This window comes from Thalassolituus sp. UBA675 (genome assembly GCF_002297765.1).
Lineage (GTDB): Bacteria > Pseudomonadota > Gammaproteobacteria > Pseudomonadales > Oceanobacteraceae > Thalassolituus.
The window spans coordinates 56,163-70,524 of sequence record NZ_DBNJ01000033.1; the positions used below are offsets into that span (position 1 = coordinate 56,163).

Here is a 14,362-nt window from a genome sequence, read left to right on the forward strand (position 1 = left end):
AATGATTCTGGCGGCAGGTCGAGGTACCAGAATGGCCCCGCTTACGGACACATGTCCTAAGCCGCTTATTCCTCTGTGTGGTAAACCCCTGATCGTGCACCATCTTGAGAAGCTTGCTGCGGCAGGTATTAAAGAGGTGGTGATTAATCACGCCTGGTTGGGAGAACAGATTGAACAGCACCTGGGGGATGGCAGCGCGTGGGGGCTGACTATTCGCTACTCCGCAGAAGCCGACGCACTCGAAACCGGTGGTGGTGTCTATCAGGCATTACCGCTTCTTGGCGCAGCGCCTTTTCTGCTTATTAATGGTGATGTCTGGACCGACTGGGATTACACCGAGGCTGCTCAGTATGAGCTGAATGAAACTGACCTTGGTTGCCTCTGGCTGGTCAATAACCCGGATCATAATCCGAAGGGCGATTTTGCGTTGCAGGCCGGGCGGGTGGTCAATGAGCAGCAACTGACGTTCAGTGGGGTCAGCGTCCTCAAACCTGAATTATGGGCATCCGCGTCGGCGGGCGCCTATCCACTAGCACCCATGTTGCGAGAGGCCATGACGACGGACCGGCTTGCAGGTCAGTTGATGAATGGCCGATGGGTCGATGTCGGCACCCCCGAGCGACTGAAGACTTTGGAGAACGATTTACTTAACCAAGACGGTGGTGACGATTGAAACCGTTGGCGAATAGCAATCGTATCTGGGTAGGAAAAGCGTCGGGTGCAGCCATTGGTTTGTTGTCTGGCGGACCGTTCGGGCTGGTGATTGGTGCGATTGCCGGACACCTGTTAGACAGGTTGGCTGAAAAGGCGCGCAGTGGTCCGGCAGGCCCAATGGCTCAGGAGCATATGAGTGCTCTGTTCCGTGTGATGGGGCATCTTGCTAAAGCGGATGGTCGCATCAGCGAAAAAGAAATTGCCGCCGCCGAAGCCGTGATCGAAGCCTTGGGAATGACCGGTGACCGTCGTGCATTGGCCATTCGTTTGTTTGGTGAGGGTAAGCAGAGCAGTTATCGACTGGAGCGTGATCTGAAAGCGCTGGAAGCTGGATTACCGCCGAACCAGCACGAGGTCTTCTTCTCGTTACTGGTCAAGGTAGCGCGTGCAGATGGCCGGGTAAAACGTGCGCAGCGCAAGGTACTGAAGCAGGTTGGCAGAGCGTTTGGCATTCCCCCGTTCCGTTTTTACTGGTGGTTGAGCCGGGGCGAGGGTTCGACAGACTGGGAGAAAAAAGCGCGGCCTCAGGAGCGCGCGCAACAGACATCTCAACCGCGTCGTCCTGAATTGATGATGAGTCGTGAGGTACGGCGTGCATTCAATGTACTCGGATTAGCGCCGGATGTTTCTGACGAAGAATTGAAGCAGACGTTCCGCCGCCTGATGAGTGAGTACCACCCTGATAAGCTTGTCGCTCGTGGAGTATCGGCGGCAGAGCTTGAGCGTGCTAAGTCGAAAGCGCAGGAGATCCAGAGCGCCTATGCGATTATTCGTAAGCACCGGCGAGCCAGTAAGTAATGGCAGCCTGCGGGGCTATTGCTGAACTCTGCTACTGAACCCTGCTACTGAACCCTGCTACTGAACCCTGCTACTGAACCCTGCTACTGAACCCTGCTACTGAACTTTGCCGCGCAAGGCTTTGACCTGGCCACGTTGAACTTTCTGATCGACTCTCCGGCGTTGCGACGCACGCGTTGGTCGTGTTGCTACTCTGGGCTTATCTTTCTGAAGAGCAAAGCGAATCAGCTGCTGTAACCGTTGCAGGGCATCTTCCCGATTTTTCTCCTGTGTTCTGAAACGCTGCGCTTTGATGATGATAGTACCGTCCTGTGTCAGGCGCTGGTCATCCAGTTTGAGCACTTCTTCTTTCACATCCTCAGGTAGCGACGAGCGTCGCACATCAAAACGAAGATGAATGGCCGAAGCCACTTTATTCACGTTCTGACCGCCCGCTCCCTGTGCCCGTATAGCTTTCAGGGTGACTTCAGCCCAGGGGATGGTAATTCTGTGGTTGATGTAGAGTCCGTTCGCGTTCATACGCCAGCCCCTACCGGGACATGAGACAGGTGGAAGGCGATGGCCCAGAAGTGGCAGAAAGCGCCAGCCATGACGAAGATATGCCAGATTTCGTGGAATCCGACCCAGCGTGGCCATGGGTCAGGCCAGCGCAGCGCATAGACGATGGCGCCTACAGAGTAGGCGATGCCACCGAAGAGCAGCCACCATAAAGCACCTTCGGGTACGCGCGTCATTGCTGGCTCAAACGCGAACACGACCAGCCAGCCCATACCGACATAGATCAGAGTTGATAGCCAGCGTGGCGCTGAAATCCAGAATAGCTTCAGAGCGATGCCTGCAAGCGCTAAGCTCCAGACGGCAACAAGTAAGATCAGGCCGGTATTGCCGTACAAAGGGATCAGGCAGAAAGGGGTGTAGGTGCCGGCAATTAACAGAAAGATCGCAATATGATCGATGCGTTTGAGCCAGAGAATCACCTGCTCTGACGCGTGAATCAGATGGTACAGAGCGCTGGCTGCAAACATCAGAAACAGTGTTGCGCCGAAAACTGCGAATGAGACAATATGTACGACTTCGCCGTACATCGCGGCTCTTGCCATCAGAATACCGAGTGCAACAATGGCAAAAACAGCCCCGGCCAGATGGGTAAGGCCACTGATAGGATCACGGAAAACAGAATGCATGCGGTTGTCCGGTAAAAACTTATGAGTTGCGGCACACCATACGGTAAAGCGGTGGCAGAGAAAACAACGATGGATCAAGTCGGTAGCGTCGACGAAACCGACCTCTGGTATCTGTACCTGATAGAAACCGCCAGCGGGCATCTCTACTGCGGGATCACGCTGGATGTAAGCCGTCGCTTCAAAGAGCATTGCAGTAATGGTCGCCGCACCGCGCGTTTTCTGAGGGGCAAAGGGCCACTGGCTTTGCGTTTCGTCGCGGTCGCTGGTGCGCATGGAGATGCGCTGCGGGCTGAGAGACAGGTGAAGAAACTGTCCCGCCCTCAGAAGCTGCGGCTGATCAGTGGTGATCGTGCCTTCTCCCTTAAGCTCAAACTAACCCCCGAGGCTGAACTGATCGGGGGCTCCTGAAGCCGGATCAAAAAAGACATTTTTGTTACACGGCTGTCATAAAACCCTGTTAACCTGCTCTTATTGTGTCTGAATACACAGGCTGGTTGACCATTATTTACGCCATCTGTTTGAAGTCAGGTTAAATTTACATCCCCTGCTGGTAGAATGTCCGACCGGAAACAAGGACAGAATAAAAATTATGCTGCGTGCCGTATGGTCAGCAAAGTGGTACATACTGCTTGGTTTGCTGGCTTTCATCCTGATAGTGGTTGCTACCACACCTATCCACTTCCTTTGGAAATACGCCGAGCCCTACGCCCGGGACTTGCCTGTGCGGATTCAGAATCCGACTGGCACATTGTGGCAGGGGCGGGCAGACGTTGGTGTTCCTCAAGCTGGCACGATTGCCGCTGACTGGGAATTAAGCCCGCTGTCGCTGCTGCTCGGCAACGCAGACCTGGCTATCAACGCCGAAGGCGAAAACATTCGCCTGACAGGTGCAGCACTGGCAACAGGGTTATACGCAGGCTTGCCTGAACGCGTCATTATTGAAGATCTGAATGGTTATCTGGATTCGTCGGCACTGGCGCCTCTGTTAATGCAGGCACGGGCGAATCTTGATGGCAGCTTTGAATTGAGCCGCCTCAATGCAGATATCTCCATTGCCGATCAGGGCATCAACGATATTTCCGGACAGCTGGTGTATTCGGGCGGTCAGCTTCGTGCACGCGTAGAGCGCCAGTCAATTGATACTGAACTCCCGATGCTGGTGGCGAACATCGTTATGGACGGGCCTAAAGTGACTGTGCCTGTGGCGACAGCCGATGGTGAACCTCTTGGGCAGCTATTTCTTCAGGAAGACGGTTGGGGGGGCATGACAGTACTGCGTCGTGCCGTGGATATTGCAGGTCAGAGCTGGCCTGACAAACAAGCAGATGCAGACACGGTTATTTTTGAAGTGTCGCAGAAGTTTCTATAACCTGAGCGCTTTGATAAACGATGGTCGCTGTAGTGAATCAGTCAGTTGAATTGACCCCGTGGCAACGCTGGGCGAAGCGCCTTGCGTACGTTGTGCTCACCTTGTTGACGGCCTGGCTACTGGCGAAGATCTTCTGGATGGTGCTGGCGCCCGAGCCACTTATACTGAAGGCACCTGTGGCAGGGCAGTCCTCTGCCGCTAAAACTCCTCAGGTGAGTGCTGCGCAATACCACTTATTTGGTGAAGTCGGTGCCGAGCCCGTCGTGGCGGTAAAAGAAGTGGATGCACCGGATACCCGCCTACGCCTCGAACTTCTGGGTGTCATGCAATCGAGCACGGCCGAAATGTCGAGTGCGATCATTGCTCAGAAAAGCGGGAAGGGTGACTTCTACCGTGTGGGTGATGTGGTTCAGGGCCGAACCAAACTGGCAGGTGTGTATCCCGATAAAGTGATTCTTGATACCGCGGGTAAGCTGGAGACTCTCAAGTTCGAAGAATTCTCAGCGCGTGGTGTTGGTGTTTCTGCCCGTGCACCGGAACCAGCGCCGCGTCAGGTCCGTGAAGAACGCGCATCTCAGCTTCGTGATCGTTTCAGCCGTATCCGTCGCCCATCAGACTTTATGGGTATCGCCAGCGAAGCGGCAACGGAGTCACCAGAAGCCGTTATTGAGGGGCTGGGGCTTGAATCTGTGGGCGTTGGTGAAGGTTATCGCGTTGATAACAGCTCAATATTATTGAAAGCCGGTATGAAACCCGGCGATGTGCTGCTCTCTATTAACGGGCAGCAGTTGGGAGACGCGTCGTCTGATCAGGCGTTACTTGATCAGGTGATGCAGGAAGGCCGTGCGCAGATTGAAGTTCAGCGCGGTAATAGTCGTTTTATGATTAATCAGAGTTTTGGAGCTCGGAACTGATGTTGCTCAGACGTTGGCTGATAGCCGTGTTGCTGATGGCAGGCATGGCTATGCCGCTGCAAGCAGAGGAAAGCTGGCAGATTAACCTGAAGGATGCCGATATTGAGGCATTCATCAGTCAGGTTGCTGATATTACTGGTAAGAGCTTTGTTCTTGATCCACGGGTTAAGGGCAAAGTCAGTGTGCTCTCCAGCGAGCCAATGAATCAGGAAGGCGTGTATGAGCTTTTCTTATCCGTGTTGCAGATCCATGGCCTCGCTGCTGTTCCTGCGGGCGATGTCACTCTGGTCATTCAGCAGAATGATGTGAAGCAGGCCGGCCGCAGCCTTGAAGAACGTGCGGCGGTCGACAGTCAGGAGCTGCTGACCAAAGTCATTATGATCAAGAATACGCCGGCGCTGGATCTGGTGCCTATTCTGCGTCCATTGGTGGCCAAGTACGGTCACCTTGCTGGCGTGAAATCCGCGAATGCACTGATCATCTCTGACCATGCGATCAACATTAACCGCATCGAAGAAATTATTGACCGACTGGACCGTTCCGGCTCAGAAGAACTGGAAGTGGTTCAACTGAAAGAAGCCTGGGTGGGCAATGTCGTTACCATGCTGCAGAGCCTTGATCCTTCTAAGGTGTCGCAGGGCACGACGGATAACAACAATACAGCAGGCAGCATTCGTGTTGTTGCCGATGAGCGCAGTAACCGCCTGATTATCAAGGGCGAGAAAACGGCGCGTGAACGTATTCGTGGTCTGATCGAACAGCTTGACCAGCCGTCATATTTCAGCGGCAGCGCTCAGGTGATCCGCCTGCAATATGCCGACGCAACCAAGCTGGCGGAAATGCTGAAGAACCTGATGGGTGAAGCGTCAGGTTCTGGTGACGAAGCGAAAGTTAAAGGTGATATTGGTATTCATGCCGACGAAGACCTGAACGCTCTGGTTGTCCGTGCTGAGCCTTCCATCCTGAAAGAAGTACAGGAGCTGGTAAATTCCCTTGATGTGCGTCGTGCACAAGTGCTGATCGAATCGGCAATTATTGAAGTAACTGGCGATACCAGCGATGCTCTTGGTGTTCAGTGGGTACGTGGTGATCTGGATTCTCCGGTTGCAGGCACGAATTTCAACAACGCTGGACCGGGCCTTGCGACCATTGCTACCGGTGTGGCCACAGGTGACTATGCTTCTGCCGTTGGGCAAGGCCTGACCATTGGTGGCTTTAAAGAGTCGGGTGGTGATATTGATTTTGGTGTGATTATTCAGGCGCTGAAGAGTAACTCTTCAACCAATCTGCTCTCAACGCCGAGCATCATGACACTGGATAACCAGGAAGCTGAGATTGTTGTCGGTCAGAACGTTCCGTTCGTGACTGGCCAGACGGCATCAAGCACCAACACAAACCCGTTCACGACCATTGACCGCCAGGATGTGGGTGTGACGTTGAAAGTGATTCCTCACATTCATGATGGTGAAGCGATTCGTCTGGAAGTTGAAGCAACTGCGGAGTCGGTTTCAAACACGACCGTCGCGGGCAGTGCCGACCTGATCACGAATAAGCGCTCAATCAAAACCATGATTCTGTCTGATGATGGCGAAACCATCGTGCTGGGTGGGTTGATTCGTGATGACGTACGCGAAGTTGTCAGCAAGGTGCCGCTGCTGGGCGATATTCCTTTGCTGGGTTGGTTGTTCCGCTCGAAGAGCGTGAATCAGGTGAAGAGTAATCTGATGGTGTTCCTGCGCCCAACGATCGTTGGTGATGGCGGTAAAGCGAAAGACCTTACTCGCGAGAAATTTAACGGCATCTGGGAGTTTACCGTTTCTGAAGAACTCGGTATCGATGAAGCCGACATGCAACTGCAGCGCCTGTTTAAAGGCCTGCCGATGCAGAACAAGTGATCCATGCTGGCGGGTGGAGGCTCAGGCCTCCGCTAATGCCAGTGGCTCTAAACCTGCCTGACGCATTAATTCACACAGGCCTATCATAGGCAGCCCGATCAGGGCGTTCATATCCCGTCCTTCCAGCGCTGAAAAGAGCGCGATCCCTAATCCTTCGACTTTGAAACTACCGGCACAGTCTAACGGCTGTTCGATACTGATGTAGCGTTTCAGGGCTTCATCCGAAAGATCATTGAAGTGCACGTGAAAAGGCTCCGTCAGCGTGTATTCATCGCCCGCTGGTGACAGCAGGCAGAGGCCTGTCAGAAAAGTGATCTTCTGGCCTTTAACACGCTTTAACTGCCCAAGTGCTTTTTCTTCTGTACCTGCCTTGCCCACCGGCTGGCCGTCGATTACACAGGTCTGATCGCTGCCGATAATCCAGCTGTCTGGATGACGGGTGTGTAATGCTCGTGCTTTTTCCTTAGCCAGACGCAACACATACTCCTGGGGTGTTTCGTCTGCAAGTGGCGTCTCATCAATGTCTGGAGATGCTTGACTGAATGGAATATGCAGACGCTTAAGAAGCTCTGCCCGATACGGTGAGCTGGAAGCTAGCAGCAGATTAAAAGACATGATTAGTTTCCTTGGAGGGCAGACACAAAAAAAGGGAGCATAGCTCCCTTTTTATTCTGGCACTGAATTACTTAGCGAAGTTTTCGTTCGCGAAGTCCCAGTTAACCAGCGCCCAGAAACCTTTCAGGTAATCAGGACGAACGTTGCGGTAGTCGATGTAGTAAGCGTGTTCCCACAGGTCAACAGTGATCAGTGGAGTCAGGCCTTCAGTGATCGGCGTGCCAGCGTTAGAGGTGTTTACGATGTCCAGAGAACCGTCAGCTTTCTTCACCAGCCAAGTCCAGCTTGAACCGAAGTTGTTCACAGCCATATCGTTGAATTTAGCTTTGAAGTCTTCGAAAGAACCGAAAGCTGCATTGATGGCATCAGCAACTGCGCCAGTTGGCTCGCCGCCACCGTTAGGGCTCAGGCTGTTCCAGTAGAAAGTGTGGTTCCAGATTTGAGCTGCGTTGTTGAAAACGCCACCTGAAGAAGTCTTGATGATGTCTTCCAGGCTTTTGCCTTCGAGATCAGTACCTTCAACCAGACCGTTCAGCTTCTGAACGTAGGTGTTGTGGTGCTTGCCGTAGTGGAAGTCCAGAGTCTCAGATGAAATGTGTGGCTCCAGTGCATTTTTTTCGTAAGGCAGTGCAGGAAGTTCGAACGCCATGGTCTCTCTCCATTTTCAGGTTGATTGCCGGATCTCTTGAAATGTCCGTTACGACCTACATGGGGTCGAAAAGTATCTTTTCAATAGCCCGTCTTTTATATTCCTCAAAATAATAACACCGGCCCTTATTACCGGCTACGTCGTTATAACCCCTTGTTTATAGAGGTCTTCTTGATCAATTCTTTACAAATTGCCAACTGGTAGACATTCATGGACACTACATGTTCCCAGCTGGCGTGGGTTTGAGGTATGTTGAGGCGCGCAAGTGCGCCGGAAACAGGGAGCCGTTGCCAGGGCGATGGAAATATCTGTTGCACAAACTGAGCAAACTTTTCCGGTTAGCCGGGCGCATGTTTGTCCGGCTTCGATGGTGCTGTGGGGAAGCAGTAGTAAGCCAATAACAATAAAGGTAGAAAAAATGAAACCGACTGAGGAAGAAATCGCGCTGCGCCAACAACAGTTGCGGCGCCAGGCTCAGCAACGCCTTGCGCAAGCGGGAGCTGCGAAGCGAAGCGCTCCGGCAGATGCTGCAGCAGCGACACCGCCACCTCCACCTGCCGCCGCGTCAAAAGCATCGGGCTCATCAGCCTCCTCAGGGCTGGCTGCGGCAGGTCTTGTGATTGCACTGGGTGCACTAGGCGCCGCGGGTTATATGTACACGCTTCTGCAGAAGTCTGATCAGAAGTACGCAGCCGCTCAGGAAATTCTTCTCCAGCAGGGCAGTAAGATTGAGGCATTGGAAAACCGTCTCTCAGCATCGGGTGAGAATGCCAATTTGTCGGTGGATGCCCTTAAGGTTGTACTGCGCGAACAGGATAATGAAATTCGTAAACTCTGGGACCTCGCCAGTAAGCGGAACCGGGCTGACATCGATGCCAATACGGCAAAACTGGGCAACCTGAATACTGCAATGAACAGCGCATCTGGCGCCAGTGCTTCGGATCTGAAAGCTCTCCGTTCTAAAGTGACTGAACTTGAGAATGCTGTGGCAGCCTTGCCATCCGGTCTGGAAATTTCCATAGCTCAGAATAAAGAGAACATCGAAATGCTGGGTTCCAGTATCAAAAGCCTGCGCAGCGATGTTGCGAATATGGAGAGCAGACCTTCATCTGGCGGCTCTGTTGGTTATGATGACCTGACCAATATGAAACTCGAGATTGAGGATATTCAGATTCGCCTCGATCGTATTCAGAACGCGATGACTGGTGGTTAATCTGTATGTTGCCTGAGCTCTGGGTGCGGGCGTTAGAAATGCCCGCACTCTCAGTGACGACGCCATATACGTTGAGGATCAACCTGGCTCGGTTACTTCGTACTGCCTCACCTGCTGAGGCAGCCATTATTGCCGGACTACGCTCCGACATTCCAGCTTCTGCTTTTCTCTCTGCCTATCAGATTGCCATGAGGGCCGTAGACCCTGCCTTGCCACCGGAGCAGTGGGCCTGCCTTTGTGTGTCAGAAAAAGGATTGCGCTCACTTTCCGAAATGGAAACTTCTATAGAGGCGGGTGCTGTCAGCGGTCGGAAAAGTCATGCCATGCTCGCAATGGACGGTATCGACTGGCTGTATGTGATTGCGCGATCCGCGTCAGGCCTCATTTGTCAGCGCGTCTCTGCGAAAGCAGATGGGGTTTCTCCTCATCCTGCTAAACCGGGTCAGCCGGTCATTCCTGAACTGCCTCACCATGTGGTCGATTTTACCGCGAGTCCGGTAGATTCAGGGTACCTTGCAGAGGATGCTCACCAGTGCATTAACAAACCCTTTCGCTACCACGAAGACGTCATGGTATTGCTTGCCTTTGCGGGCTGGGTTTTGCGGGTATCTGAAGCTTATCATGATCACCAGAGTCTGATTCAGTGCATGAAGGTTTTAGCGGACGGCTATCGTACGGGCGCGACGGGGTATGATAGGTCTCAGCTGGATGCGTTTGATGCGCTTATTGAAGAACTATTGCAAATTTCCCTTCCAGCCAAATTTCAGCAGACCTGGCACAGAGATCGTCAGTTGTTGCTCATGGGTAAGAAGGCAAGAGATATCATTCGTAGTCGCCTGGCCTGACTGAAGGCCGGCGACTCCGCGACTAGCGCTGGTTAACCCGCACAGAGATGCCTGATGACGGCAGAGAGACTGCTGCCGCGGGAGCGGCATTGATTGGAGCTGCGCTCGACAGTTTTTCATTCTGACTGATGAAATCCACGGCTCGGACATCGTCCTGAGCTCCGTCTGCAGAATCTATCTGCCCGGCTTCTGTCGTGTTGCCTGCACTGGTAGGTGCGAGCGACGCTGTCTCTATGCGCTGTTGTTCCAGCTCGTTATTCCGCATTCGCGAAAAACGGATACTTTGAGAGGTTGTCCGCTCGTAACGAAACTCGCTGCTGTAATCATAGTGATGAGTGCGCTCGCGAGCCTCGGTGATTGCAGCATCGAGGTCATTCGCGTAGTAGTCATCCTGGGCTTTGCGGAAGTCTTCCGAGGTGGCTGATTTGCCACCTGCAGATACATGACATGCAATCACAGACAACATAAGTGCTGTAATAGAGAGACGCATCGACACGAGACGTTTCCTCAGCGGGCTGTCGCTGTCACTGTCCCGACGGAGCGGGTCTGGCGCGTGATCATCTCGCCGGTGCGGTTAACGGCACGCGATTCATTGATCAAGACTTCACGTGGCAACTTAACGTCTGCCCGGGGTGAAGGCTGGAGGTTGCCATCGGTTTCGATAACTTCTTCGTCTTCATTGCTCTGCCCAAGTGCGACACGTCTGACAGGGCGGGTCGCATCTTCAGCCGCTGCAACACCGGCAGCAGTTGGCCCCATCGCGCCTTCAACGATCAGCTCGTTCATTTCAGTATTGAGCATTTTCGGCAGAGGAAAACTTTTGCTTGTGGTGCGGTTATACCATTCATAACCCACATACTCGGTCTGCACCGGAAAACGACGTGCAGCTTCTACCGCCACTTCGATCTCTGGCGAGGTGTAGGCTTGTTTGGCGCTTTCCTGTTCCGGGCTGTCAGCGGCCATGACTGGCATCGCCGCCAGAAGCGACAGGAGGGGAAGTGTGTACAGACTACTCTTCATGTTTGCTTTCCCTTTGTGGCTGTTTCTTTTTGTTATTATGTGTAGAATGCAATATAGCACGACGGTTTACTTTCTGTACAGTTGGTAACACTACGCCATAGGTGTAGGGTGGCTGTCAGATGTTAAACCTCCCGACCCGATGCAGATGCAATAGCCGGTAACAGGGCATAATAATGATAAAAACAGCAATCAGAATTCTTTCTGCCGCCGCCGTAAGCGCAATGATCGCCGGTTGCAGCAGTGTTCACATTACAACCTTCGACAACTTTGGTTCATACCCTAAGTGGCTTTTTTCGCCGAAAGGGCAGTACTACAAATCCGTTGGTTATCGTTGGGATTATGAAAAGTACGCGCTTGTGTATATCTATCGCCCAGCGACTGAATGGTCGATGGATGAAGTCGAAGCGCCGAGCCTCAACGTTAACGGCGAGCGCCTGTTTAACTTCAAAGGCGGCGGCTACACCTGGTACGAAATGGAACCAGGCACCTACGACTTTGTTGTTCGCCGCGGTATTTTCGGCTTCGAAGGCGTCGGTAATCTGGTATTCCGTACCTACAGTGATTTCGACCTGAACCTTGAGGCGGGTAAGGTGTATTACCTGCGTTATTCAGAAGTTGATCCTCAGAACATGGTGATGCTGGAAGATGGCTCATTGGGCGGCGATGGTCCCCTGCAGCTGGTTGGTCATGACCTCGCAGTCAGTGAAATGAACGACACACGCCTGCACCACCATGGTCGTGAGTTGATCCGTGCAAAAGCACGTGATGAAGACGCGCAGGATGAAACTGTCGTAGCCAGCAAGTCAGCTCCTAAAGTTCAGGAAACTGAGCAGCAGGAAGAGCCGCAGACCTTCTTTATAGAAGAAAACAACAATGAGACGGACGCCCCTGAAGGTATTCGTGCGAAGCCTCGTTCAACCGAAGAAGAATGGTGGCCGTTTTAAGCGCCGCGGATTCAAGAGTGGCCCGGCTTAGGCTACAATAAGCCCATCAGTAAACGCCCACTGACCAGTGGGCGTTTTTACGACTGCCGTTTGCAACTCCAGAGAGAGACCTCCCGATGACTGTGATCAAGCAAGAAGATCTGATTCAGAGCGTTGCTGATGCTCTGCAATACATTTCTTACTACCACCCGAAAGACTTTATCGATGCTGTACATCAGGCGTATGAGCGCGAAGAATCAAAAGCCGCAAAAGATGCGATGGCTCAGATTCTGATTAACTCGCGCATGTGTGCCATGGGTAAGCGCCCGATCTGTCAGGACACAGGTATCGTGACGGTTTTCCTGACCATCGGTATGGACGTTAAGTTCGAAGGCGACATGAGTGTCGAAGATATGTGTAACGAAGGTGTTCGTCGCGCATACACCCACCCTGACAACGTTCTGCGTGCTTCTGTTCTGGCTGATCCGGACGGTAAGCGTGCAAACACCAAAGACAACACACCAGCCATCATCCACATGAAGTTAGTACCGGGTAACACGGTGGATGTGCACGTGGCTGCGAAAGGTGGTGGTTCTGAAGCGAAGTCTAAGTTTGCCATGCTCAACCCCTCTGACTCTATTGTTGACTGGGTGCTGGAGCAGGTGCCGAAGATGGGCGCAGGTTGGTGCCCACCGGGTATGCTGGGGATTGGTATTGGCGGTACTGCAGAGAAAGCGATGCAGATTGCGAAAGAAGCCCTGCTTGAGCCGGTAAATATTCAGGAACTGCAGGAGCGCGGTGCCCAGACCCGTTCTGAAGAGTTGCGTCTTGAACTGTATGAGAAAGTGAACAAGCTGGGTATTGGCGCTCAGGGCCTCGGCGGTCTGACCACTGTGCTCGACATCAAAGTAGCTGACTACCCAACGCACGCTGCGAATAAACCAGTGGCTATCATTCCTAACTGTGCAGCGACCCGTCACACCCATTTTGAACTGGACGGTTCTGGCCCTGCTTCTCTGAAGGCGCCGAAACTGGAAGACTGGCCAGAAATCAGCTGGGAAGTCGGTGACAGCGTTCGTCGCGTCAACCTCGACACCGTCACTCCAGAAGATGTGAAAGAGTGGCAGCCGGGTGAAACCGTACTGCTGTCTGGCAAAATGCTCACTGGCCGTGATGCTGCGCACAAGCGCATGGTAGACATGATCTCCAAAGGTGAAGAACTGCCGGTTGATCTGAAGGGTCGCTTTATCTACTACGTGGGCCCGGTTGATCCGGTGCGCGAAGAGGTTGTTGGTCCGGCTGGCCCGACTACAGCAACCCGTATGGATAAGTTCACCCGTACCGTTCTGGAAGAAACCGGTCTGCTGGGCATGATCGGTAAAGCCGAACGTGGTCCAATTGCGATTGAAGCGATTAAAGACAACGAAGCCGTTTACCTGATGGCCGTGGGTGGCGCTGCTTATCTGGTGTCTCAGGCGATTAAAGGCGCGAAAGTTGTCGGCTTTGATGACCTGGGTATGGAAGCGATCTACGAGTTCGAAGTGGAAGATATGCCAGTGACTGTTGCGGTCGATAGCAAAGGCGAATCGGTACACAACACCGGACCAAAAGAGTGGTTTGCGCGCATTAACGCCACTGAAGTCTGATTTGATTCCAGTCAAAGCTGACACTTGTGTGTCAGCGGCCACTGACTGGCAAATTCGTGCGTAAAGAAGGGAGCAATTGCTCCCTTTTTTTGTCTCAGTGAGTTAACACAATCGATACGTCAAAGGAGTTCGTATGACCGATGTCCTCACTGAAGAAGAACTTAAGTCTCACCTTATTCGCTATCCGGAATGGCACCGTGAATCTGTCGGCGGTGTTGCCTGTGTCCGCAGGATCTGGACCTTCGATAATTTTATCGATGCTTTCCGGTTTGCCGGGCGCGTTGCTGATCTCGCAGAGAAATATAATCACCACCCCCAAATAACGGTTTCCTGGGGGGAGCTTGCTGTGGCCTGGTGGAGTCATGATGCTGGCGGCGTAACGCAGGCCGATCTGGAAATGGTCGCGCTTTGTGACCATCTGTCTACCTGAGGTCCATCTTCCGCCCAACAATTTGTTACCAATGAAAACAGGGTGACGAAGTTCTGACCTTCGTTACCCTGATCGATGTGAATGTTCTGACATCCACATCAGTCTGTCGGGAAACTGAGCCGTGATGGATTACAAAAGTCGGAGCAC

At 52.9% G+C, this 14,362-nt stretch carries 17 protein-coding genes; 11 read left to right on the top strand and 6 right to left on the bottom strand.

Translation table 11 applies throughout. From position 1 onward, the window contains the following. The first annotated feature begins 1 nt into the window (after position 1). Positions 2 to 673 (top strand): N-acetylmuramate alpha-1-phosphate uridylyltransferase MurU, encoded by a 672-nt coding sequence (gene murU / locus B3007_RS15020; RefSeq protein ID WP_349676352.1) that lies wholly within the window; start codon positions 2 to 4, stop codon positions 671 to 673. Beyond that, the gene (gene djlA, locus B3007_RS15025; RefSeq protein ID WP_301378667.1) at positions 670 to 1,512 is read left to right on the top strand and encodes a co-chaperone DjlA; all 843 of its coding nucleotides are present in this window, start codon (positions 670 to 672) and stop codon (positions 1,510 to 1,512) included. The genes murU and djlA overlap by 4 nt, the downstream gene beginning before the upstream one ends. Positions 1,513 to 1,608: 96 nt before the next feature. On the opposite strand, the gene arfB is transcribed toward djlA, so the two are convergent. Further along, a complete protein-coding gene (arfB, locus tag B3007_RS15030) occupies positions 1,609 to 2,031 on the bottom strand; it encodes an alternative ribosome rescue aminoacyl-tRNA hydrolase ArfB (protein ID WP_301378665.1) in 423 nt (140 codons plus the stop codon). Continuing rightward, entirely contained in the window at positions 2,028 to 2,696 is a 669-nt protein-coding gene (gene trhA / locus B3007_RS15035) for a PAQR family membrane homeostasis protein TrhA (RefSeq protein ID WP_297531143.1), read from the bottom strand. Before trhA ends, arfB begins: the two co-directional genes overlap by 4 nt. Before the next feature lie 21 nt (positions 2,697 to 2,717). Here trhA and B3007_RS15040 point away from each other — a divergent pair, with 21 nt between their 5' ends. The 4 genes from B3007_RS15040 (at position 2,718) to gspD (ending at position 6,874) form a co-directional block, all read left to right on the top strand. Further along, on the top strand, positions 2,718 to 3,104 hold the full coding sequence (locus B3007_RS15040; RefSeq protein ID WP_068444641.1) for a GIY-YIG nuclease family protein: 387 nt from the start codon (positions 2,718 to 2,720) through the stop codon (positions 3,102 to 3,104). Positions 3,105 to 3,285: 181 nt separating this feature from the next. Next, on the top strand, positions 3,286 to 4,065 hold the full coding sequence (gene gspN, locus B3007_RS15045; RefSeq protein ID WP_068435107.1) for a type II secretion system protein N: 780 nt from the start codon (positions 3,286 to 3,288) through the stop codon (positions 4,063 to 4,065). Positions 4,066 to 4,097: 32 nt separating this feature from the next. Further along, positions 4,098 to 4,979 carry a type II secretion system protein N gene (locus B3007_RS15050; RefSeq protein ID WP_301378662.1) on the top strand — a complete coding sequence of 294 codons (882 nt, stop codon included), beginning with the start codon at positions 4,098 to 4,100 and terminating at the stop codon, positions 4,977 to 4,979. Beyond that, positions 4,979 to 6,874, top strand: a complete 1,896-nt coding sequence (gene gspD / locus B3007_RS15055) for a type II secretion system secretin GspD (RefSeq protein WP_068444636.1) — start codon at positions 4,979 to 4,981, stop codon at positions 6,872 to 6,874. Before B3007_RS15050 ends, gspD begins: the two co-directional genes overlap by 1 nt. A gap of 21 nt (positions 6,875 to 6,895) precedes the next feature. Here the strand turns inward: gspD and B3007_RS15060 are convergent, their stop codons facing one another. Together B3007_RS15060 and sodB are read right to left on the bottom strand one after the other, a co-directional pair. Next, positions 6,896 to 7,489: a Maf family protein gene (locus B3007_RS15060; protein WP_301378660.1), complete on the bottom strand. Its 594-nt coding sequence runs from the start codon at positions 7,487 to 7,489 to the stop codon at positions 6,896 to 6,898. A gap of 67 nt (positions 7,490 to 7,556) precedes the next feature. Continuing rightward, positions 7,557 to 8,138, bottom strand: a complete 582-nt coding sequence (gene sodB / locus B3007_RS15065) for a superoxide dismutase [Fe] (protein WP_068444633.1) — start codon at positions 8,136 to 8,138, stop codon at positions 7,557 to 7,559. 418 nt (positions 8,139 to 8,556) lie between these two features. Between sodB and B3007_RS15070 the strand changes: the two genes are divergently transcribed. Further along, positions 8,557 to 9,351 carry a hypothetical protein gene (locus B3007_RS15070; RefSeq protein WP_301378658.1) on the top strand — a complete coding sequence of 265 codons (795 nt, stop codon included), beginning with the start codon at positions 8,557 to 8,559 and terminating at the stop codon, positions 9,349 to 9,351. 5 nt (positions 9,352 to 9,356) lie between these two features. Continuing rightward, entirely contained in the window at positions 9,357 to 10,196 is an 840-nt protein-coding gene (locus B3007_RS15075) for a hypothetical protein (protein ID WP_297531157.1), read from the top strand. Between the two features lie 22 nt (positions 10,197 to 10,218). Here the strand turns inward: B3007_RS15075 and B3007_RS15080 are convergent, their stop codons facing one another. After that, complete coding sequence (locus B3007_RS15080) at positions 10,219 to 10,692, bottom strand: hypothetical protein (protein WP_297531159.1); 474 nt, start codon at positions 10,690 to 10,692, stop codon at positions 10,219 to 10,221. A gap of 11 nt (positions 10,693 to 10,703) precedes the next feature. Further along, entirely contained in the window at positions 10,704 to 11,216 is a 513-nt protein-coding gene (locus B3007_RS15085) for a hypothetical protein (RefSeq protein ID WP_297531161.1), read from the bottom strand. A 173-nt stretch (positions 11,217 to 11,389) separates the two neighbouring features. On the opposite strand from B3007_RS15085, the gene B3007_RS15090 reads away from it, so the two are divergent. The 3 genes from B3007_RS15090 to B3007_RS15100 all read left to right on the top strand — a co-directional run bounded on the left by B3007_RS15090 (position 11,390) and on the right by B3007_RS15100 (position 14,215). Beyond that, entirely contained in the window at positions 11,390 to 12,160 is a 771-nt protein-coding gene (locus B3007_RS15090) for a DUF2846 domain-containing protein (protein ID WP_068444616.1), read from the top strand. A 116-nt stretch (positions 12,161 to 12,276) separates the two neighbouring features. Next, positions 12,277 to 13,785, top strand: coding sequence for a fumarate hydratase (locus B3007_RS15095; RefSeq protein ID WP_068444614.1), 1,509 nt, complete (start codon positions 12,277 to 12,279; stop codon positions 13,783 to 13,785). Positions 13,786 to 13,918: 133 nt separating this feature from the next. Next, positions 13,919 to 14,215 carry a 4a-hydroxytetrahydrobiopterin dehydratase gene (locus tag B3007_RS15100; protein ID WP_068444612.1) on the top strand — a complete coding sequence of 99 codons (297 nt, stop codon included), beginning with the start codon at positions 13,919 to 13,921 and terminating at the stop codon, positions 14,213 to 14,215. Positions 14,216 to 14,362: the final 147 nt, after the last annotated feature.

What these genes read in the sequence shown, in the direction of transcription:
- B3007_RS15060 (WP_301378660.1), bottom strand. Translation starts at nt 7,489, where the DNA reads ATGTCTTTTAATCTGCTGCTAGCTTCCAGCTCACCGTATCGGGCAGAG.
- murU (WP_349676352.1), top strand. Translation starts at nt 2, where the DNA reads ATGATTCTGGCGGCAGGTCGAGGTACCAGAATGGCCCCGCTTACGGAC.
- sodB (WP_068444633.1), bottom strand. Translation starts at nt 8,138, where the DNA reads ATGGCGTTCGAACTTCCTGCACTGCCTTACGAAAAAAATGCACTGGAG.
- gspN (WP_068435107.1), top strand. Translation starts at nt 3,286, where the DNA reads ATGCTGCGTGCCGTATGGTCAGCAAAGTGGTACATACTGCTTGGTTTG.
- trhA (WP_297531143.1), bottom strand. Translation starts at nt 2,696, where the DNA reads ATGCATTCTGTTTTCCGTGATCCTATCAGTGGCCTTACCCATCTGGCC.
- B3007_RS15070 (WP_301378658.1), top strand. Translation starts at nt 8,557, where the DNA reads ATGAAACCGACTGAGGAAGAAATCGCGCTGCGCCAACAACAGTTGCGG.
- B3007_RS15090 (WP_068444616.1), top strand. Translation starts at nt 11,390, where the DNA reads ATGATAAAAACAGCAATCAGAATTCTTTCTGCCGCCGCCGTAAGCGCA.
- B3007_RS15100 (WP_068444612.1), top strand. Translation starts at nt 13,919, where the DNA reads ATGACCGATGTCCTCACTGAAGAAGAACTTAAGTCTCACCTTATTCGC.
- B3007_RS15040 (WP_068444641.1), top strand. Translation starts at nt 2,718, where the DNA reads ATGAGTTGCGGCACACCATACGGTAAAGCGGTGGCAGAGAAAACAACG.
- arfB (WP_301378665.1), bottom strand. Translation starts at nt 2,031, where the DNA reads ATGAACGCGAACGGACTCTACATCAACCACAGAATTACCATCCCCTGG.
- B3007_RS15075 (WP_297531157.1), top strand. Translation starts at nt 9,357, where the DNA reads ATGTTGCCTGAGCTCTGGGTGCGGGCGTTAGAAATGCCCGCACTCTCA.
- B3007_RS15085 (WP_297531161.1), bottom strand. Translation starts at nt 11,216, where the DNA reads ATGAAGAGTAGTCTGTACACACTTCCCCTCCTGTCGCTTCTGGCGGCG.
- B3007_RS15095 (WP_068444614.1), top strand. Translation starts at nt 12,277, where the DNA reads ATGACTGTGATCAAGCAAGAAGATCTGATTCAGAGCGTTGCTGATGCT.
- gspD (WP_068444636.1), top strand. Translation starts at nt 4,979, where the DNA reads ATGTTGCTCAGACGTTGGCTGATAGCCGTGTTGCTGATGGCAGGCATG.